This window comes from Novosphingobium sp. MMS21-SN21R, assembly GCF_031846015.1.
Taxonomy (GTDB): domain Bacteria; phylum Pseudomonadota; class Alphaproteobacteria; order Sphingomonadales; family Sphingomonadaceae; genus Novosphingobium.
The window spans coordinates 2,359,095-2,379,381 of the sequence record NZ_JAVRDU010000001.1; the positions used below are offsets into that span (position 1 = coordinate 2,359,095).

Annotated in this window: 20 protein-coding genes and 1 tRNA gene; 8 read left to right on the top strand and 13 right to left on the bottom strand. The window is 62.2% G+C overall.

Features of this window, described 5'->3' with window-relative positions:
* Positions 1 to 12: 12 nt before the first annotated feature.
* The 7 genes from RM192_RS11215 to RM192_RS11245 form a co-directional block, all read right to left on the bottom strand.
* Positions 13 to 1,026 carry an aromatic ring-hydroxylating dioxygenase subunit alpha gene (locus RM192_RS11215; protein ID WP_311507636.1) on the bottom strand — a complete coding sequence of 338 codons (1,014 nt, stop codon included), beginning with the start codon at positions 1,024 to 1,026 and terminating at the stop codon, positions 13 to 15.
* Entirely contained in the window at positions 1,023 to 2,198 is a 1,176-nt protein-coding gene (locus RM192_RS11220; protein ID WP_311507637.1) for an ATP-grasp domain-containing protein, read from the bottom strand. Before RM192_RS11220 ends, RM192_RS11215 begins: the two co-directional genes overlap by 4 nt.
* Complete coding sequence (locus RM192_RS11225) at positions 2,191 to 3,372, bottom strand: hypothetical protein (protein ID WP_311507638.1); 1,182 nt, start codon at positions 3,370 to 3,372, stop codon at positions 2,191 to 2,193. The genes RM192_RS11220 and RM192_RS11225 overlap by 8 nt, the downstream gene beginning before the upstream one ends.
* Positions 3,373 to 3,409: 37 nt before the next feature.
* Positions 3,410 to 4,204, bottom strand: coding sequence for an MBL fold metallo-hydrolase (locus RM192_RS11230; protein WP_311507639.1), 795 nt, complete (start codon positions 4,202 to 4,204; stop codon positions 3,410 to 3,412).
* Between the two features lie 53 nt (positions 4,205 to 4,257).
* The gene (locus RM192_RS11235; protein ID WP_311507640.1) at positions 4,258 to 5,256 is read right to left on the bottom strand and encodes an NAD(P)-dependent oxidoreductase; all 999 of its coding nucleotides are present in this window, start codon (positions 5,254 to 5,256) and stop codon (positions 4,258 to 4,260) included.
* Complete coding sequence (locus tag RM192_RS11240; RefSeq protein ID WP_311507641.1) at positions 5,253 to 6,257, bottom strand: 3-oxoacyl-[acyl-carrier-protein] synthase III C-terminal domain-containing protein; 1,005 nt, start codon at positions 6,255 to 6,257, stop codon at positions 5,253 to 5,255. Before RM192_RS11240 ends, RM192_RS11235 begins: the two co-directional genes overlap by 4 nt.
* Positions 6,258 to 6,368: 111 nt before the next feature.
* Positions 6,369 to 9,827, bottom strand: coding sequence for an acyl-[ACP]--phospholipid O-acyltransferase (locus tag RM192_RS11245; protein ID WP_311507643.1), 3,459 nt, complete (start codon positions 9,825 to 9,827; stop codon positions 6,369 to 6,371).
* 158 nt (positions 9,828 to 9,985) lie between these two features.
* Between RM192_RS11245 and RM192_RS11250 the strand changes: the two genes are divergently transcribed.
* Both RM192_RS11250 and RM192_RS11255 read left to right on the top strand, forming a co-directional pair.
* Complete coding sequence (locus RM192_RS11250; RefSeq protein WP_311507644.1) at positions 9,986 to 10,582, top strand: TetR/AcrR family transcriptional regulator; 597 nt, start codon at positions 9,986 to 9,988, stop codon at positions 10,580 to 10,582.
* A gap of 140 nt (positions 10,583 to 10,722) precedes the next feature.
* Positions 10,723 to 11,043, top strand: coding sequence for a hypothetical protein (locus RM192_RS11255; RefSeq protein ID WP_311507645.1), 321 nt, complete (start codon positions 10,723 to 10,725; stop codon positions 11,041 to 11,043).
* Positions 11,044 to 11,507: 464 nt separating this feature from the next.
* Here the strand turns inward: RM192_RS11255 and RM192_RS11260 are convergent, their stop codons facing one another.
* Entirely contained in the window at positions 11,508 to 12,266 is a 759-nt protein-coding gene (locus RM192_RS11260; protein ID WP_311507646.1) for an IclR family transcriptional regulator, read from the bottom strand.
* A gap of 83 nt (positions 12,267 to 12,349) precedes the next feature.
* On the opposite strand from RM192_RS11260, the gene RM192_RS11265 reads away from it, so the two are divergent.
* From RM192_RS11265 to dmpG, 3 genes are read left to right on the top strand one after another with little or no spacing between them, the layout of a single operon-like run.
* Entirely contained in the window at positions 12,350 to 13,135 is a 786-nt protein-coding gene (locus RM192_RS11265) for a fumarylacetoacetate hydrolase family protein (protein ID WP_311507647.1), read from the top strand.
* A gap of 5 nt (positions 13,136 to 13,140) precedes the next feature.
* A complete protein-coding gene (locus RM192_RS11270) occupies positions 13,141 to 14,109 on the top strand; it encodes an acetaldehyde dehydrogenase (acetylating) (protein WP_311507648.1) in 969 nt (322 codons plus the stop codon).
* Positions 14,106 to 15,134 (top strand): 4-hydroxy-2-oxovalerate aldolase, encoded by a 1,029-nt coding sequence (gene dmpG, locus RM192_RS11275; RefSeq protein WP_311507649.1) that lies wholly within the window; start codon positions 14,106 to 14,108, stop codon positions 15,132 to 15,134. The genes RM192_RS11270 and dmpG overlap by 4 nt, the downstream gene beginning before the upstream one ends.
* 723 nt (positions 15,135 to 15,857) lie before the next feature.
* On the opposite strand, the gene RM192_RS11280 is transcribed toward dmpG, so the two are convergent.
* On the bottom strand, positions 15,858 to 16,046 hold the full coding sequence (locus RM192_RS11280; protein WP_311507650.1) for a DUF6771 family protein: 189 nt from the start codon (positions 16,044 to 16,046) through the stop codon (positions 15,858 to 15,860).
* A gap of 152 nt (positions 16,047 to 16,198) precedes the next feature.
* Positions 16,199 to 16,288: transfer RNA gene (locus RM192_RS11285), tRNA-Ser, on the bottom strand.
* A gap of 148 nt (positions 16,289 to 16,436) precedes the next feature.
* Between RM192_RS11285 and hspQ the strand changes: the two genes are divergently transcribed.
* Positions 16,437 to 16,817, top strand: a complete 381-nt coding sequence (gene hspQ / locus RM192_RS11290) for a heat shock protein HspQ (protein WP_311507651.1) — start codon at positions 16,437 to 16,439, stop codon at positions 16,815 to 16,817.
* A 29-nt stretch (positions 16,818 to 16,846) separates the two neighbouring features.
* On the opposite strand, the gene RM192_RS11295 is transcribed toward hspQ, so the two are convergent.
* A complete protein-coding gene (locus tag RM192_RS11295) occupies positions 16,847 to 17,725 on the bottom strand; it encodes an ABC transporter permease (protein WP_311507652.1) in 879 nt (292 codons plus the stop codon).
* Between the two features lie 113 nt (positions 17,726 to 17,838).
* On the opposite strand from RM192_RS11295, the gene RM192_RS11300 reads away from it, so the two are divergent.
* A complete protein-coding gene (locus RM192_RS11300; RefSeq protein ID WP_311507653.1) occupies positions 17,839 to 18,549 on the top strand; it encodes a GcrA family cell cycle regulator in 711 nt (236 codons plus the stop codon).
* Positions 18,550 to 18,644: 95 nt separating this feature from the next.
* Positions 18,645 to 19,811 (top strand): GGDEF domain-containing protein, encoded by a 1,167-nt coding sequence (locus RM192_RS11305; protein WP_311507654.1) that lies wholly within the window; start codon positions 18,645 to 18,647, stop codon positions 19,809 to 19,811.
* A 21-nt stretch (positions 19,812 to 19,832) separates the two neighbouring features.
* Here the strand turns inward: RM192_RS11305 and RM192_RS11310 are convergent, their stop codons facing one another.
* Together RM192_RS11310 and RM192_RS11315 are read right to left on the bottom strand one after the other, a co-directional pair.
* Entirely contained in the window at positions 19,833 to 20,063 is a 231-nt protein-coding gene (locus RM192_RS11310; protein WP_311507655.1) for a hypothetical protein, read from the bottom strand.
* The gene (locus RM192_RS11315) at positions 20,060 to 20,272 is read right to left on the bottom strand and encodes a hypothetical protein (protein WP_311507656.1); all 213 of its coding nucleotides are present in this window, start codon (positions 20,270 to 20,272) and stop codon (positions 20,060 to 20,062) included. Before RM192_RS11315 ends, RM192_RS11310 begins: the two co-directional genes overlap by 4 nt.
* Between the last annotated feature and the right edge of the window lie 15 nt (positions 20,273 to 20,287).

A 20,287-nucleotide genomic window follows, 5' to 3' on the forward strand; every position in this document is an offset into this window, starting at 1 on the left:
CCGCCCGTTTTCTCAGAGCGTGGCTTCGACGGGGTCGTCCACAGACGGTGTCAGCGGCTGCCCATTCCACAACTTGTGCAACCTGTTGCCAAGGATGTCGCCGGGGCCTTCGACGAAATGCGGGTTGCCGAACCGGGTCATGACGCCATGCTGTAGTGCGAGCGCCCTGCGATCCTGCGCCACTACCGGCGCAAGAAACAGGCGGATTGCTGCCTGTTTCAGCCAAGCAGGAGCGAAACCCTTGGGCGTGGAGAAACGCGCAAACGGCGTGAAGCTGTTGTCCGTGGCGGGCGTGAAGACTGCGTTCACGCAAAGGGTCAGCCTTTGCGCTCCCTCCCAGCGCGCCTGCACCATGGTTGGCGGATAGTAGCGGGAGATGCTGCGCTGCCTGTCTTTTTCAAGAAAGCGCGACATGAGGCCGAGATCGGGCTGGGTCTGTTCTATGGCCATTTCGATGCCATCGCCATGGCTTGTGACGATGAGATTCACGGGCAGGCGCCGGTCGCGTCTGCGGATGAAACCGTGGTGAAGGTGGTTCGTATGAAACGGGTCCATCACATTTTCGATGGCATCGAATGCGCGCCCCTCCCATGTGCCTTGCTGCCACCAGAAGTGGTCGAGATCTGGGTTGCCGAAATCGGGAGGTAGGTCGGGTTCTGGCGGCGCGACATCGTTCAACGCCACGAATATGCCGCCATGGCGTTCGAGCACGCGCAGGGATTTGGCCTCCAATCGCCGCTCGCCTGCAATTTCCACCGCACAGCCGGGGACCTCGAGACAGGTGCCATCACGGCCGAAACGCCAGCCGTGATAGGGGCATTCCAGCCCACCGCGCGTGACCCTTCCCTCGGACAAGGGGTAGTTCCGGTGGGGACAGCGATCGACCAGCGCGCCGAGGCCATCGGCGTTGCGGAACAGCGCGACAGGCGTGTTGCAGAGTTCAACTTTCCGCACGGTGCCGGGTCGAATGTCCTTGGCCAGCGCCACCATGTGCCAGGCGTTGCGCACGCTCTCCGGAAAACTCATGGTTCCAGATCCTCTCCGTTCCACTCGATATCACAGGTGGTTGCGGCAGTTGCCGAAAGCCCGCGCGCCAGTCCCTTGAGCGAAAACATGGCAGCGTCGATCATCGCACCGGCCAATGGCGCACGATCATCGGGGCGCGAAATCACGTCGCTACCTGTAGCCAGCATGGTGCGCCATTCCCGAAGGCGACCTGTCCGCAAGGCATGTGGCAGGCCGAAGACCCACATGGCAGCGCCCAGAAAGGCTGGGCGGGGTGCGCCGGGAACTACTTCACCGGCCAAGGGAGTTGCGCCTTCAATCACCCCGGCAAGCTTGCCCTGCCCGGCGAGCAGATGGATGCCGCTGGTTGACCTGGGGTTGCACTCCAGCAGGATGGGTCCGCCTTGACCGCCGAATATCACGTCACAGGCGAATTGTCCGTGAACGGGTGCGCGTGCAGCGATCGTCGCGGCAACGTCCTGGAGCATCCCGCTTCTGTCAGGGTCCAGAGGCTCGAAGGCGTAGCTGGCACCACCGGAAAGTCGCCAGCTTGAGCGGTAGGCGGCAAACGCGACCACACGCCCTTGGCGCGCTATGGCCTGGAAACAGGCTTCCTCGCCGTGAATGCGCTGCTGTGCCAGCCACAGCGATCCGCTGTTGATGTTCAGGCGCCGCAGCGTTTCAGCATTGGGGGATACCAGCGTACGGTCTCCAAAGCGGCTGAAGCGCGGCTTGAATACCCAGTCGCCGCAAGTTTCGATGTAGTCTGTCAGCGCGGCTGCATCATCGATCGGGTGGCTTTCAGGCGCGGCAAGGCCCCATTCGCGGCAGGAGCGGGCAAAGGTGAGCTTGTCATGCAAGCAATGCAGGGTCGGCAGATCAGGGGCGAATAGCCGCTGCCCGAGCAGCGCATGGAGCGCCGGGGCTGCAAGGTGGAAGACTTCCTCACAAGTCGGCACGACGAGGTCGATGTTGTGGCGCGTTACGAGTTGCATGATAGCACTGCGGAACGCCTGTGGCTGCTTGCGCGGCGATGGGTAGCGGTGGTGCGAGGTGCCAAGGTGCGACCAGCGCGCCATGCGTGACGTCACGCAGTCGGCCAGATGGACATCCCACCCGATTGCGACGAAATCGCGTGCAAGATCGAGCGCGGCTGCGGAGCGCGCGCCAGTGATGAGGACAGAGTTAGCCACCGGACCACACGACCTTGCGCCGCTTCGGCCCGGTCCATTCGGAGAGATCGCGACTGAGCGTTGTGGATCTTCCGGTCAGTCGCTCCAGCGCAGCGCACGCTCTGTGCCCGATGTCAGGGGAGCAATCGGATTGCACAGACAAAACCGTGCGGTCTGCACATGCGACCGCTTGCCAGCGCCAGAGCGCACCCAATTCCGATTCCACCGCTGCGACAACCTGTGGCGGAGTGACGTGGCGACCGGAAATAGGCCAGATATCTACCACTCGCCCTTGGACGGCTCGGATGACCTGTCCAGCAAAGCCGCAGCGACAGGGCTGCGCATCCAGCTCGATGAAGTCGTCTCCGGCCACGCGCACGATGGGTTGGCTGGCGCGCCTGAGATCGGTGATGACCGGCCGGAACCCGTCGGTTCCCGGTACAGGTTGGAGTTCGATTTCCAGCGCATGATCGTTGAGGTGCAACCTGCCTTCACGGCATTCTGCGCCGAGAAAGCCCTCGGTCGCCTGAAAAATCGCCCCTGGCCTGATGCCGAAGTGCGCAGAAACGCATTCGCTTTCGGCAGCGCTCATCGGCTCGCTGCCGAAGAACAGAAATTGCAACCGGGGCAAGCTGATCCCTGCACTCGCCATCGCCAGCAGCCTTGATGGTGGTGCGATCAGGATAGTGGGAGAATATTGCGCGAGCGCGGCCGCCGTCTGGTGGATCGGCAGATCGAGCGGAAAGTGCGCAAAACCCATGCGCCTGCGCCCGGCATCACTGTAGAGCGCATTACTGGCGCGAAGATGGAGCGCCAGCCGCTGCGACCGCAGCAGGGCGCTAAACGGCAGGAGCCGCGCGAGGCTTTGGCCGATGTAATCGGCGCGTTCGGCCTTGCTGGCTACAAAGAGCCCCCTCGTACAGCCGCTGCTGCCGGTGGACCAGCCCGCCGTGAGGTCTTCACCCGCTTTGCCGCTCTCCGAAGCGTCGGCCAGCCTGCGCAGATCGGCGTCTCCCAGCCCAAGGCTGTTCCAAGCGCCGTAGTCCCTGCGCAGCCCCTCTATCTGCGTGATAGGGAACTGCGCCAGCGGCTTGCCTGCATAGGCGGCCAGAGCGGGGGTTCGCGCAATGGCGGGTTGAAGATTCGCCCACTGCCGCTGGCGAAGCTTGGCAAGGTCTGCCGCCGACTGCGCCATCGCGCGACGGGTGCGAAGCCAAGATGCTAGGATGCGTTCAGCCTGCAACGTCTTTGCCGCAGAATGCCTTGGCGCTGATGGCGCAGTGCGAAGGCAGGATCGTCAGGTCTTTGTTTGCTGATGCTGCTGCGCCGAGCATGCCCAGGGTGGCCCGATAACGCCGCGTATCGCCCAGCAGCGCGGTGGTCAGCCGCGGGGGCGGACGGTTCTCGGCAATCGAGCGCCCTGACCATACCGCGTCCGCAGCCAGCAGGACGGGGCGTCCTTCATGCGTTTCAAAAGCGAGACCCCAGTGACCGGCGCAGTGTCCGGGCAGCTCAATCGCCAGCAGGCTGCAGTCGCCAAGGATGTCGCGGCCTTCTGAAAACGGCCCAAAGGCGGTTGGCAATGTGAGGACGGGGGCATCTTCGAAGAACCGCGCGTGAGCATCGACCTCAGGCGGCACAAGCGCGGCCAGCAACCCGTTTCTGACGCGGGCGAACCGGCCCGGCGCACGCAGCTTGGCAAGGCCTGCGCGAGCACAATGAACTGGAAGGTGCGCAAGGTGCTGCACCCCTGCGACATGATCGCCGTGAAAGTGCGAGATGATAGTCCCCGCAATCGCCGCCTCGTCGATGCCGTGGCTATGGAGCCAAACCTGCCAGCGTTCGCGGTCCCCGATGGAAACGGGCGTTGTCCAGCGATAGAGCCGTTCGGGAAACGGCCGCGTCGCTTCGAGGAACGCTGGATCGTAGCCGGTATCGAACAGAAACAGGCCGCGCTGAGGGTGATCGATCACACCTACCATCGCGGGAAACTCGATCGCGCACAAACTGCCACCGGCAATCGTCATGCGCTCTGGATGGCGGCAGGAGCCGCGTTCCAGCCACCGGAAGCCGACACGCCTCATGCCGAGACCAGCTTGCGGGCTTCGGCCAGCAGACTTTCCAGCGCATCATGGCGCGGGGTGTAGCCCAGCAGACGCTGCGCCGGTTCGTGATCGAACGTCTGCGTCCAGCCCAATGTGGCGAGCGTGTAGCGCGTCAGAACTGGTTCGTTTTGCGACCTGCGAAAATGCGCAATAGCTTCCATGGCAGCCGCCAGCGGTCGCGCCAGCAACAGCGGAAGCGTGACGAGGCGAGGATGCTCGCCAAGGCTTGCTGCCAGACGCGTGGCCACATCACGCACGGCAATTGGGCTGCCGCCCGAAATGTTGATCGCGCGGCCCCTGAGCGATGGCGCGCGCTCTTCAGCCTCACAGATTGCCCATGCCGCATCACGCAATTCTGTCAGTTCGATCAGAGCCTTGCCGCCGCGTGGCAGCGGCATGCGCGCGCGCCGCGCCAGTTGTGCGAGGCGAGGCAGCATGACCCGGTCCCCTTGTCCGACCAGAGCGCGGGGCCGGATTGCGCAACTGGCCATGGCATCGCTACGCGGTGCCAGCACCAATCGCTCGGCGGCAAGTTTCGTCTGCGCGTAGAGGTTGAGAGGTCTTGCTGTCGGCAAGTCGTTTTCGCCAATCGACAGGCGGTCAGCATAGGCCGCGAAAATCGACGGCGAGGAAATAAAGACCAAGCGCCCCACCCCGCTTAGTGCTGCCGTTTCCAGCAATCGCCGCGTCATGGTGACATTCGCTTTCTCGAAGTCGCGGGCCGGTCCCCAACTGGCTGAAAGGGCCGCCGCGTGGATCACGCTGTCGCATCCGCCGAGCAATGGCATGACGTCCGCCCGATCATCGGCAAGGTCCAGCGCTAAGAATTCGGCGCCCATCGCCTGCAACGCCTCGCCCGCAGAGTGCGAACGTCCGGTTGCCACCACCTGATGGCCCCGTGCCAAGGCCTCGCGCACGATGGCGAGGCCCAGACCGCCGGTCGCTCCCGTAACGAGAATGCGCCGCCCGCTCACAGCCGCAGCACCATGGCGGTCGCGCTGATCCCGGCGGCAGTGCCGAGCAGTAATACATCATCGCCCGGCTTCGCCCGGCCACTATCCAATGCATGAGCCAGAACGCCAGGAATCGAGGCGGCGATCTGGTTACCGGTGGTGGCGAAGATGTCGACCACCCGGTCACTTCGCGGCGCGAACAGGCGCTTGATGTGGGCCACGCCGGGCGCACTTGCCTGATGGCAGATAACGCAGGCGATAGCGTCATGCGACAGCCCTGCATCGGACAGCGCACGACCGATCACGCCTGGTAGCGCCTTCGCAGCGGCCTTGAAGATGCCGAAGGCGTCCATCTCGAAATGCGATCCCGCAACCAGCGCCTCGTATCCTTCCTCGACGCGCAGCCGCGTGCCACCGGCCCGCAACTGCGCCAGCCTGTGATGCGCGCCGATCGTCACGCTGGCAATCGAGAGCATTCCGGATTGCGCATCGTCGCAAGCTTCGATTGCCACGGCGGCCGCACCATCGCCAAAGATCGAACGGGTTTTCGGCACAGCTGGATCGAGACCGGCAGAAGCGATGTCGCTGGCAAAGACCAGCGCCCGGCGCCAACGGCCCGCCGCGATACCCATTGCAGCCACATCAAGCGCGGCGACGAACGACAGGCAGGTCTGGTTGATGTCGAAGCAGGGCACGCCCGACCGGCCCAAGCCAAGCTTGTCCTGCACCAGAACCGAAGTCGAGGGGATGGGCTGCTCCATGACTCCGCACCCGCCGATGATGACATCGGGCGGGCCATCCCACCCTGCCCGGTCCAGCGCGGAGCGCGCCGCCGCCGCAGCCATCCCAGATGTCGTTTCGTCGGGTGACGCGATATGGCGGGCAGAAATGCCGAACTCGGCCTCAGTCCAGCCCGGAGCGTGGCCGTGGCGACTGTCCATATCCAGCGACAATAGGATCTGGCGCGGGCGATAGCTCCCCCAACCGGCAATGGCAAAACGGCTGATCATGATAGTGCTCATCCCCAATGCGCTTGTTTTGCATTGAAATTGGACATTGTTCAATAGATAAATATACAGCGTTCAATTATTCGGTGGGAAGCGTCCGGGAGTCTCGCCCCCAGGCAGCGAACGTCAACCGTTCTGGAGGACTTCCGCCTCGGCGTCGGCATCCTCAACTGAAACAGAACTTGCAGGGGACTGCAGAGCCATTTCGCCCATCGTGACATAATCAAGCTTGCCGGTGCCGAGCACAGGCAGCGCTTCGACGATCCGGATGTCGCGCGGGATCATCAACTCCGTCACCCCATTGGTCTTGGCCCATGCCTGCAAGGCCTTGTGGCCAGCGCCCGGCGCGGTGGTGAATAGAACGAGCTGTTCGCCCTTCTTCGGGTCAGGACGGGTGACCACGGCATGGTCGAGCCCTGGCCAGACCTTGGCGGCATAGCCTTCCACTGCCGGGAGGGAGACCATTTCCCCGCCGATCTTGGCAAAGCGCTTGGCACGACCACGGATAGTGATGAATCCGGCCTCGTCGATGGTGACGATATCGCCTGTATCGTGCCAGCCTTCGTGCGGCGGCTGAAGCTTGCCGGGGTCTGACGCGAGATAATATCCCGCCATGACATTGGGGCCGCGGATGTAGAGGCGCCCACCCTCCGCGATGCCGGGGACATTCTCGAGCCGCGTTTCGACTGCGGGCAGCGCGCGGCCCACGGTTCCGGCCTGGAAATGCATTGGCGTGTTGACTGCGATGACCGGCGCAGCCTCGGTCGCACCATAGCCTTCGAATATACGCAAACCGAACTTCTCGGCATAAGTTCGCCGCGTTTCGTCGCGCACTTTCTCCGCGCCTGCGAAGATGTAGCGCAGCGAGTAGAAATCATAGCCGTGCGCCATGCGGGCATAACCTGACAGGAACGTGTCGGTGCCGAACATGATCGTGGCATTGGCATCATAGGCCAAGGCAGGCACGATCCGGTAGTGCAGCGGGCTGGGATAGAGCACCACGCGGATGCCGCTGAGTAGCGGCAGCAGTGTGCCTCCGGTTAGGCCGAACGAGTGGAACACCGGCAGCGCGTTGAGCACAATGTCGCTCGCGTTGAAATCGATCCGCGCGGCAAGCTGTGCGCAGTTCGAGAGCAGATTGCGATGGGTGAGGACGACCCCCTTGGGCACGCCTTCGGAACCGCTGGTGAACAGGATCACCGCAGGCGTTTCGGGCGCGATGCCGAGCTTCAGGTGGCGGCGTTCGGCACCATTCACGCCAAGCAGGGCGCGCAACTTCTCGAACGTGCCGATGGTAGCGCCGAGGTCTTCGAGCCAGACGACCCGGATTCCGTCGGTTTCCAGCGCGGCAATTACGTCATGCAGCTTGGCCTGATCGACGAAGGCGCGCGCGGTGACGACGGTGCGGATCGCAGCGGTCATGCACGCCGAGCGCATGTTGGCAACGCCAACCGTGAAGTTCAGCATCGCGGGCACACGGCCGATGGATTGCAGCGCAAAGAACGCGGCGACCACGCCGTTCACGTTGGGCATGAGCAGGCCGACAACCTCGCCCTGCGCAGTGCCATTTGCTAGCCGCTTGCCGAGCAGAGTGGTGGCCGCGACAAGCTTGTCATAGCTCATCGGTTCGCGCTTCACATCTTCCACCACCAGCGCCTTGCCGCCATGGATGGCGCGGGCTTCTACAAGCGCACTGAACAGCGTGCGGTGGGTGTCGGACGTCGCGAACATCATCGCGCTCATCTCGTCGTAGAGGCGGCGACCGGCGATGGCGCGGCGCTGGCGCGCGGTCATCTCGCCTTCGATGGCGAAGCGGCGCGGCGGCAGGACGGTCAGCGTCACCTTGGGGAACCAGCGCAGGCGGACCTTGCCCTGCATGCGGCTGAAGCGAGTGTATTGCGGGCCATCAAGGCGCACCGGAATGATCGGTGCGTCTGCCTTGTCGGCCACCATGCCGGGACCGTCGAACACTTTCATCAGCGCGCCGGTGCGGGTAATGCGGCCTTCGGGGAAGATCACCAGCGTGCGGCCCTCCTTCACTGCTTTGACCATCGCCTTGGCTGCCATCGGGTTGGTCGGATCGACCGGGAAGGCGCGGAACAGCTTGAGGAACGGTTTGATCCAAACCGAGCGGGCAATCTGGGTGTTGACCGCGAAAGTCGGTTTGCCGGGAAGGAATGCGCCAAGCAGTAGGCCATCGAGGAAGCTGACATGGTTGACGACAACGACTGCGCGTTCACCCGCTTTTGGCATATTCTCCATGCCGATGACTTCCACGCGGTAAAACACGCGCAAGGTCAGCCGAATCACATCCTTGAACAGCGTTTCGGGCAGCAGCCAGACCGAAGCAAGCGCAACGAACAGCGTGGCAAAACCCAGTGCGCCGATCAGTCCGGGGACATCGACGCCCGCAGCCAGCAGACCAGTGATAGCAAGGACCGCGACAACCGTGAGGCCCGCATTGACGACGTTGTTGGCCGCGATGATCTGCGAGCGCTTGTCCTCGGGACTGGCGATCTGAAGGATCGCGTAGAGGGGTACGATGAACATTCCGCCCGAAACCGCAATCACCGCAAGATCTATCAGGATGTGCCAGGCACCGGGCGTGGCAAGGAACTGTGCGGTAGATGCGCCAGCAGTGCGCACTTCGAAGCCGCTGGTGGCGATCCAAAGATCAATCAGCCCGCCTGCAAGAACGAGGGCCGAAATCGGTACATAGCGCGCCGAAACCTCGCCCTTCAGCAAACGGTTCACGATCAGCGAACCGATGGCGATGGCGACCGAGAACACCACGAGAAACAGCGTGGCGACTTCCTGTTTGGCGGCAAGCGTGCCGGACACCAACGGAGCAAATTCGCTGACCAGCACCGCGCCTGCAGCAAAGAACCAGCTGATGCCCAGAATTGAGAGCCACACGCCGCGGCCTTCGCGCGCAGTGCCGAGGATAGCCTTTGTCGCGCGCCAAAGGTTGCGGTCTATGTGGTGGCGACTGCCGCTGGGCGGCGCGGCAGGGACCGCGAAACTGAACGCGAACCCTGCAAGCGCGATCGCCATAGCGGCGATCCCGGCCTCCCATGGCGGAATGACGCCGGCCAGCAGTTGCCCGCCGAGAATGGCAAGGAAGGTGCCGCCTTCGATCAGGCCGGTGCCGCCCATGACCTCGCCCTCGCGCAAGTGCTGCGGCAGGATCGAGTATTTGACCGGCCCGAACAGGGTCGAGTGAAGCCCCATCAGGAACAGGCTGGTCAGGAGCAGCGGGATTGACAGGAACCAGAAACCGCCGAGCGCCAGCGCCATGATCCCCACTTCGGCGCCCTTGATCCAGCGGATCAGCCGCGCCTTGTCCACCGCGTCGGCCAGTTGCCCGGCAAGCGCCGAAAACAGGAAATAGGGCAGGATGAACAGGCCCGTGGCAATTGCCGCCAGCAGCTTTGCGTGAGCGGGGTCAGTGGCGAAGATTCCGAAGTTCGCCAGGAACAGCATCGCGAACTTCAGCAGGTTGTCGTTGAACGCGCCAAGGAACTGGACCGTAAAGATCGGTCCGAAGCGACGCTTGCCCAAGAGGCTGAAATCTGGGGAGGACATGGGCACCTTTCACGTGTTCGATGCTGCCATACCGGAACAAGGGTTCCAGCGGGGTTAAGGACCGACGCCCTCTTCCGAATCGTAGAGTTACTGCAAAAATATACACCGTTCAATTAAAATATTGGACAGTGTTCAGTTTCGCGACTACGATCCGAAGCATGGGACGCAGATCGGATCACAGCCGCGAAGAACTGCGCGAGATTGCGGTCACCGCTGGGCACAGGCACATGGATGAAGTGGGCTTCGCGCACTTTTCTGCGCGCGAAGTGGCCAAGCGCATCGGCTACTCGATCGGCACCATCTACAACGTGTTCGGCAGCTACGATGCCCTGATCCTTGCTATCAACGGCCGCACGCTGGCACTGTGGCGCGATCATTTGTTGCGCCGTCTGTCAGGCGTGCAAGACGACCGGCTACGCCACGCGATCATCGCCTATTTCGAATTCGCTACCAATCACCGCCATGCCTGGGCGGCGATATACGACTTCCGCCTGCCCGAGGATTGCACCCCGCCCGACAGCTATCAGGCCGAAGTGCGCGCGATCTTTGACATCGTGATTGCCGAAGTCCGTCAGGCACTACCGCCCGCCCGGAAATGCGAGTCCGAAGCCCTTACCCGATCCCTGCTGGCGAGCGTCCACGGCCACTGCGTATTTGCCATGAACGGGACATTCGCCATGCTGGGCGAGACCTCACCCGTCGACGCCGCGCTGTGCAGGGTCCGCGATAGCGTAGGCAGCCTGATGGCCGAATAGCGCACGCCGAATGCCAGTCAGAAGCTTTTGGCACCATTTGTGCTCCGTGCTTTAAATATGTACGGTGCCCAACGGGTCGAAGTCGCGGTTTTGCTGACTGCGCGGTGGTTTGTGGCCTCAGACCTGCTAGGCACAGCCCGATGAGCAACAGCCACAGATATTCCGGAACCGTCGAAGTCGGCGGCCAGCAGTACGAATGGGAGCTGCGGAACGAGCCGCAGTGGAGCGAGTTCGAAGGCTGGAAGGGAATGACCATTGCATTGCTGCAAAAGAACACCCAGCGTGGCGCCTTGCTGGAGTTTCCTCCACCGAAGCGTCTGCTCAAAGGTTTGCAACGCGGCCGCCTTCAGATCGGCGACGCGATCGTATCCCGGGGTATTCAGGCCGCACTAAATGCTGGATGGGAGCCTGCATCTCGCGGAAAGCCGATGGTTTTCACGGTCGATGCGGACGGCAACTAAACTCAGGCTGCCGACACGCGCCCTGCAAGGCAGTGCCGCGCAGGGGCACACCTAAACGCACCTCGAATCATCCATGTTCCAGGAGTTTTTGGAGCCTGTCGGGTCGACATCGAGAGGTCTCTTGGCCGAGAAGCAGGGAATCGCAGAAGGCAAAAAATGGGAAAAGTACCAGCCTCGGACCGCCAATGACGAATCGATTGCACGCACTATGAAGTGTCCCGGATGACTAACTGCGCTGCAAGAGACCGCTTCACATTGCTGCAGCCCTGCGCTTTACCGCGAGCATGCGCGGCGCGTCGACGATGCCGAGAATGGCCAGTGAGTATTGGTGGTACACGAGCGGGCCTCTAGCCCCATCGTAGCAGCTTCTGGCTACCGTTCCGACAGCACCTAGAGATTGGCAACGAGCAAAAGCGTAGCGACTATCTGGTGACGGTGTCCTGAAATACACGCTGGGCGGAACCTCAGGCGAATGCCTCACGCTCGATTGCCCGTGCCGTTTCCATAAGCAGCCCAAGCAATTCAGGATCATCCAGGCGGTGGCGCGACGACAACGCCTGTGACACCGAAATTGCCGCTATCACGGTGCCAGCGCTGTTGTGCAGCGGCACTGCCATGCAACGCAGGCCGGGCGCAATTTCCTCATCATCGATTGCGTAGCCACATTGGTAGATACCATCGAGTTCTGCGCGCAGCCGGTTGGGATCGACGATCGTGCGTTCGGTCAGTGCAACAAAGGGTCCCCCGGCGAGATAGGCATCGCGTCCATGTTCGGGCAGGTGGGCTAGCAGCACTTTGCCGATCCCGGAGCAATAGGCCTCCAGTTGCATGCCGATGCGCGTAAACAGGTCATTCGCGCCTCGACCAGTCTTGATCCGGTAGGTGACCATGTCATTCTCGAAAGTACCAAGCTGAACCACGCTGCGCACCCGGGCTGCGAGCCGGTGCAGCAGAGACGCTGCGACATTGGCGACGATCTGCTTCTCATCGAGGCGATGCAGCAATCCCAGCAACCGGGGTCCTGCTACATGTCGGCCACCCCCCGATGGTGTAAGATAGCCTTCGGCAACCAAGGTCGTCACCTGGCGATGCGCCGTGGCAACCGGCATGCCGGTTTGCCGGGCAAGCCCGGACAAGCTGTTGCGTCCGCCATCTGCAATGACGGCCTCAAGCATGATCAAGGTCCGCTTGAGTGAGCTGATATGCGGTGTGCCATCTCTCATATTATGAGAAGATAGCGGTTTGCGGCACTGGTGCCAAGTTCTCAAGCACCGTATCAGTCGACGTGACAGAAAGGATCACAGCCATGACCACCCCTTCGCACGATGATCTCGCCCGGCGTCTGCGCGATGCCTATGCACAGGGCGCGGTGCCGCCTCTTCGTGACGGACTCGACCCGGTCGATGCTGACGGCGCTTATGCCGTTCAGACCATCAACACCCGGTTCTGGGAGGCGAAGGGCCGCCGCATCGTCGGACGCAAGGCTGGCCTCACTGCCAAGGCGGTTCAGACGCAGCTCGGTGTCGATCAGCCGGACTTCGGGGTGTTGTTTGACGACATGGCGGTGGCTGATGGCGGCAAGCTGGATCCCGCCCGCGCGCTCCAGCCCAAGGCGGAAGCAGAAATTGCCTTCGTGCTCGGCAAGGACCTCCCCGATACGGACACCACGCCGCGAATGGTCGCCGATGCCGTAGCGACCGTTCATACAGCCATCGAAATCGTCGACAGCCGCATCGCTGACTGGAAGATCACTTTTGCCGATACGGTGGCGGATAACGGCTCTTCGGCATTCTTCGTGCTGGCAAACCATGGCAAGCCGCTGGCCGGGCTGGACCTGTTCACTTGCGGCATGGTGATGGAAATCAATGGGTCCGTGCTCTCGCTCGGCGCAGGTGCTGCCGCGCTCGGTCATCCGCTCAACGCCGCCGCATGGCTGGCACAGACGCTGGCCCGCCGGGGGGAGCCGCTGAAAGCTGGCGACATCCTGCTGGCCGGGGCGCTCGGCCCGATGGTGGCGCTCAACCCCGGCGACCATGTCCGCGCGATTGTCGGCGGTCTGGGTGAAGCCAGCTTCACTTACGCAAAGGCTTGAGGCCGATGAGCAAAACCCCAAGTGGAAAAACCAAGGTAGCCATCATCGGTTCGGGCAATATCGGTACCGATCTGATGATCAAGATCATGCGGCTGTCACAGACGCTGGAAATGGGCGTGTTCGTCGGCATTGACCCTGAATCGGATGGCCTGAAGCGGGCCGAGCGGATGGGCATTGCGATTACTGCTGGAGGCATCGACGGGCTGGTTGCGATGCCAGAATTCGCTGACATCGAAATCGTGTTCGATGCCACATCCGCAGGCTCGCACAAACATCACAACGAGATACTGCAAGCCCACGGCAAGCGGGTGATCGACCTGACGCCCGCCTCGATCGGGCCCTATGTCATTCCGCCGGTCAACGGACTTGATCACCTCGACGCCACCAATGTCAATATGGTGACCTGCGGCGGGCAGGCGACGATTCCCATCGTTGCGGCTGTCAACCGCGTCGCCAAAGTGCATTACGGCGAAATTGTCGCTTCGATCGCAAGCAAGAGCGCCGGGCCAGGCACCCGCGCGAATATCGACGAGTTTACCGAGACCACGTCGCAAGCGATTGTCGATGTCGGCGGAGCAACGCGCGGCAAGGCGATTATCGTGCTCAATCCGGCCGAACCTCCGCTGATCATGCGGGATACGGTCTATTGTCTTTGCGAAGATGCCGATCAGGACGCCATCCGCCAGAGCATCGAGGCGATGGTCGAGGAAGTGAAGGCATACGTCCCCGGCTACCGGATGAAGCAAGCCGTGCAGTTCGAGCATATCGGGTCGAACCAACCCCTGCACATCCCCGAGATGGCCAAGCACGGCCAGACCGAGTTTACCGGCCTCAAGGTCTCGGTCTTCCTCGAAGTGGAAGGCGCAGCGCATTATCTGCCTGCTTATGCGGGCAATCTCGACATCATGACCTCGGCAGCGCTCCGCACCGCCGAGCGTATTGCGGCCAAATTGACTGCGAGTATGGCAGCATGAGCTTCGACCCCGTAACCCAGAAACTCTACATCCAGGATGTCACCCTGCGCGACGGCATGCATGCCATCCGCCATCAGTATGGGCTGGACCACGTTCAGGCGATTGCCCGCGCGTTGGACCGGGCCAAGGTCGATGCCATCGAGGTTGCGCATGGTGACGGTCTGCAAGGCTCCAGCTTCAACTACGGCTTCGGCGCGCATACCGACTGGGACTGGATTGCCGCAGTCGCAGACGTGCTGGAACATAGCGTCCTGACCACGCTGCTGCTCCCCGGCATCGGCACGGTTCATGACCTCAAGCACGCTTATGACCTTGGTGTTCGATCGGTTCGCATTGCAACACATTGCACCGAAGCCGACGTCTCGAAGCAGCACATCGAGGCCGCACGAAATCTCGGGATGGACGTCTCGGGCTTCCTGATGATGAGCCACATGTCGGAACCGGATGCGCTCGCCCAGCAGGCGCTGCTGATGGAAAGCTACGGCGCCCACTGCGTCTATGTCACCGACAGTGGCGGCGCGATGAACATGGACGAATATGCCGCGCGCTGCCAGGCCTATGACCGGGTGCTCAAGCCGGAAACCCAGCGCGGCGTCCACGCTCATCACAATCTCAGCCTTGGCGTGGCCAACTCGATTGTTGCGGTGCAAAACGGGGCGATCCGGGTGGATGCGAGCCTTGCCGGCATGGGTGCGGGCGCAGGCAATGCGCCCCTTGAAGTGTTCATTGCCGCCGCCGACCGCCATGGCTGGAACCACGGCTGCGACCTGTTCGCCCTGATGGATGCCGCCGAGGCGCTGGTCCGCCCGCTGCAGGACCGCCCGGTGCAGGTGGACCGCGAAACCCTGACGCTGGGCTATGCAGGGGTTTATTCCAGCTTCCTGCGCCATGCCGAAAAGGCCGCAAAGGAACATGGCCTCGACACGCGGGCGATCCTCGTTGAACTGGGCCGCCGCAAGATGGTCGGCGGGCAGGAAGACATGATCGTCGATGTCGCACTGGATCTGGTTCGAAGCGGGGGTTGAGGCCCCTTACTCGAATCCAATTTGCAGCAACATGCGCCGCAGGTACTACATCACAGGCTGGCGAGTAACTGCGGCCATGCAGCCAAACCCTGCATTGCGATCCGGACGAACCAGGCCTTTACCTGGCCGTCTGGATCGAACAGCGGGACGGCCTCGATTTGAGTTTGCTATACCTTTTCGCGCTGGCAATGACCCGGGCCGTGGCGAAAATACCGGACGAACTAGAGTAGCCGGGCGGCACCTGCAGGTCGGACCATTACGCTCATGCGCACAAAGGCTTCCATGAACCCATGATCTGGCCGGGGGCATGTGAAAGGTTGACCAGATCAGGGACGCGGGCGGTCAAACTCCGGCATTAAAACGCTAACCCCATTTTTCGCGCCGAACCCGTTGCCGCCCTAGCGAAGCCTTGAGACTGCCCGTTTCCAGATTCGTTCGTCTGGCCAAGGCAATTCAACGTCGCCCTTTTCAGGGTGGACTATTTCCAACCGGACGGGCCTTACTTTCCTGCGATTGCCCGACGCGCACACTCGGCACCAGAACCGGCAGCGTGCGGCGGTCAACCGATCATCCCACCCGCGACGCTCAAAATGCCACCAAAGGCAATGCGCTTCGAACCGGGCAGAATGTCCACAAGTGCAAACCGGCATAATTGCATTGTGCAGGGTAGCAGCTTCAAGGATGGACGTCGGAGCCATAAGGCCTGCCGTTGACCAGCGCATATCACAGGATCATTCCAGCCGCGTCGGGCCGCTCGGGCTGGTCCGTTTCGGCGCGGTGCATGATTTCGTGGGCTAGTTCCCGCGCCGCATCCTCTCGCATCCATCGCGTAGGATCGGAAATCCCAACACGCGCCCAACCGGGCGCAGCTAACAGGGCTTCGGCTATTTGCCGTTCTTCGATTCGTGTCATTTCCTAAAAAGAACATTATGAGAACAAAATCGCAAGAGGGGGAGCGACCGGACACGTTCATTGCCAACCGGTGCAAGCCGCCAGCCGTTTAAGGGCAATTTTAAGGGAATTCGACGGAAATCGGGGAAATATCGTTATATTTCAGAGGCACTTGGCGGAGAGGCAGGGATTCGAACCCTGGATACGGTCACCCGTATGCCGCATTTCGAGTGCGGTGCATTCGACCACTCTGCCACCTCTCCGCGAAGTGTCGTTGGGTGGCCCGTGAGGGCCGTCCCGGTCGAGGAAGAGCGCCGTTAGCGCATGGATTCACGCTTGCCAAGTGAAAAGCTGCCACCTTTTCCACGACCTCGCTTGTTTGCGCAACGCCCTGCGCCTATATGTCGAGATATGGACCGTGCGAGTTTCTTTTCGCCTCAGGCTGGACGCGATATTTCGGCCCCTCCCGTCTCATCGGCACGCTTTTCGATTGGGGACGTGGTGCGCCACCGCACCTTCGAATTCCGCGGCGTGGTGTTCGACGTCGATCCGGTCTTCGCCAACAGCGAGGAATGGTACGAATCGATTCCCGAAGACTTGCGGCCGATACGGGACCAGCCGTTCTACCACCTCCTCGCAGAGAACGACGAGAGCAGCTACGTGGCATATGTCAGCCAGCAGAACCTGCTTGGCGATGCCGACGCGGGTCCGATCGACCACCCCTCGCTTGACGAGATGTTCGAAGGTTTCCGCAACGGGCGATATCGCCTGCGCCGCAGCCTATCGCATTAGTGGCTCAGGGGCTTTGATGCCCCTCTCCTTCAGTTCTTGAGCTTCCAGCCCGAACGCAGCAATGCATAGAGCAGACCCGCGATTACCAGGTTGAGCAGGCCCAGGCCGATGGCGCCGTGCAATACTGCCGTGTTGGTATCACCGATGTCGCTTTGCCCGAGAAAGCCGAAGCGGAAACCCGAAATCACGTAGAAGATCGGGTTCATTCGGCTGACCGCCTGAAAAGCCGGTGCCAGATTGTCGATCACGTAGAACGTGCCCGAAAGCATCGAGAGCGGCGTGATGACGAAGTTGGTGACCGCCGCGTTATGATCGAACTTTTCGGCCCAGATCGAGGTCAGTACCCCGATCAGCGCCAGCAGGATGGAGCCCATCAGTCCGAACCAGACGACGGCCCACGGATGCGCAACGGCGAGGCTGACGCCCGGCCAAAGCAGCATGGCACCGGCCACGGCGAAACCGACCAGCACTGCGCGGGTCACTGCAGCACCGACCAGAGCGGCCATCAGCTCACCCGTGCTGATCGGCGGCATCAGATAATCTACGATCGTGCCCTGAATCTTGCCACCAAGCAGGCTGAAGCTCGAGTTGGCAAAGGCGTTGTTGATCATGCCCATCGCGATCAGGCCTGGCGCAACGAAACTGGCGAAGTTGACGCCCAGAACCATGCGCGTGCCGCCCGCCCCGCCGCCCAGCGCGAGCGTGAATATCATAAGGTAAAGCAGCGTCGTAACAGCAGGTGCCCAGATCGTCTGGGTCTGGACCTTGAAGAAACGCCGCACTTCCTTCATATAGAGGGTCCACAGCCCCAAACTGTTGAAGCTGCGGAAAACCGGCTGTCCGGGTGGGGTGAAGTTTCCGGCGTTGCGGGTGATGGCCCCATCTCGGGGCTGCAGTTGATCGGCCATGCCTGTCGCGGTATCGCGCGGGCTGGTGAATGGCAAGATATTGCCGACCGGGCCCAGCCCGGACAGGATTTTACCGGCCGGGCCTGCCCGCCGCATGAAGGACGCTTGAAGGCATGAGCTGGACCGAAGAACGCATCGAGAAGCTGACCAAGATGTGGGAAGGCGGTTCGACCGCAAGCCAGATCGCCGAAGAACTGGGCGGTGTCAGCCGCAATGCCGTGATTGGCAAGGCCCACCGTCTTGGCCTGAAAGCACGTCCTTCGCCGGTCAAAGCCAACGAAAAGGCCGAGGCTCCGACTGCGCCCCCTGCGCCCAAGACCGTCAAACCTGCCGCACCGCCAGCGCCCGAACCGAAGATGGCTGCGCCCGCTCGCCCTGCACCTGCCCCCGTCGCAGCACCTGCACCGCGCGCGCCTGCGCCCACGCCGGAGCCGCGTGTCGAAGCAGCCGACGGCAATGCCGACGCGCTACCGGCGCCCAAGCCTTCGCCCAGAATCGTGTCGGTCGGCCCTGGCGGCTTTCTGCGCCAAGGGCCCGGTGATCAGCAGGCACCGATCCCGCCTGCGCCGCCGCGCCGCCTCGTGCCCGCGCGTCCCAGCCCCGAAATCTCGGAAAAGACCAGCCTGCTCGATCTCAACGATCGCATCTGCCGCTGGCCAATGGGGCATCCGGGCGAGCCAGACTTCCACTTCTGCGGTGAAAAGGTGAACCCCGGTTTCCCTTACTGCGTCGAACATTGCGGCCGCGCCTATCAGGCCCAGTTGCCGCGCGGCCATCGCCGTCCGCCGCCGCCGATGCCGTTTGGTGGTCCGCGCGTTCGCTGATCCCTCGCGGAGTTTGCTTCAAAACAAGTCCGTAACGGACTATTTGCGGGCGTGAGCGTGGTTAACACCGCCTCACGCCCGCCGTCCTTCTGGCCATGACCCAGGAAGACCCCGCGCGCGGATCGCGCTCTCGACTGATGAAATGGCTCGGCCTCTCGGCCGAAAACGCAAGCGCGGAGGATGCTCCTCCTGCCGAGCTGGCCAACTTCAGAGACCCCACCGCGCGGGAAATATGGCTCCCGGCCAAACGCCGCCTTTTGGGCAAGGTTGCCGATTTTCTGATCGATCACGATCTGGAAGTGCTGCCCTGGACTCTCGAAATCGCCTACGACTGCGTGACAGGGGCAAACCCGCGCGTGGCCCAACTCATCCTCGAACGCACCGAGTCCGGCCAGGCTGTGACGCTCAACTGGCTGGAGCAGATCTATAGCGAGGAAGAAGGAGACGGCACAGCGGAATTGCTTGCCGTGTTGATGTCGCGTCTGGAAGAGAGCCTGATCGACTTTTCCCGCACCACAACCTCCGCGAAGGCCGCAACCAGCGAATACGGCGCTGCGCTGCAGCAGCATGTCGATGATCTGGAACAGGTGAGCAAGGCAGGCGTCGTCATCACCGAACTGGCCGGCCTTGCGCGGGCGATGGTGACCCGGACCCGAGAAATCGAACACGAACTTAACGAGTCGGAGCAGCGCGCGCTCAAACTGCAACAGAATCTGGACGAAGCCCGACGCGTTGCCGACGAAGATCACCTCACTGGCCTACCTAACCGCCGCGCATTCGAGACTTTGTTCGAGAAGGAACACGCCTGCGCCGGCGAGGCCGGAGAGCCTTTGTGCGTGGCCTTTTGCGATATCGATCATTTCAAGCGCATCAACGACACCCACGGCCATGCCGCCGGTGATCGTGTGCTAAAGGTCGTGGCTGAAACGCTCAACCGGATTTCGGATTCGAGATGCCACGTTGCACGGCATGGCGGCGAGGAATTCGCCGTGCTGTTCAGAGCACTGACCCCGCAACAGGCGTGGGACAGGTTGGAAGCCGCTCGCGAAGAGATCGCCGAACGCAGGCTGGTCAACCGAGCAAACGACATGCCATTCGGCCGGGTCACGTTCTCGGGCGGGATAGCCGACGTGTTCGCCTATCCGTCGCGCAGCGATGCCCTGCGCGCGGCAGACGAAGCGCTCTATGCCGCGAAGCAGGCTGGGCGCAATCAGATCCTCGTCGCCGGACAGGAACCCCCACCGCTGCAGGATGCCGCCTGAGCATGGCATCCCGCGAACGGATCATGCGTAGTGTGAGTTCTGGCTGCGCTGGAAGGTGTAGCGCTTGACGTTTCCTTCGATGATTTGCGTGCGGAACACTACGCGCATTTCTTCAGCGCCTTCTTCCCGCGTGCAAACCAGACGCGTTCCGCCCGATGGCAGGGTTTCCAGCACACTGACCGAGACCTTGGCTTTTTCGCAAGCTGTCCGGACCTTGGCTTCGGGAAGACTGATATTCATGGCGCGGCTCATGCGCAGATCCTTTCGGCAAAATCGGTGTCGTCTGTTTCATGAAGCCAGCTGCCCGCCGCGCTTGCGCCCTCGGACAGCTGCCATGTCTGGATCCGGCGCGCGAACGAGCCTGCAGACGCAAGGTGGCGGGTGCGGCAAGTCTTGCTGGTGCTGGACTTCGCCCGCATCAGCGCGTGCTGGTGCTGCGAATAAAGAAGATTGAGATCCATGCGAGGCTCCCGGCT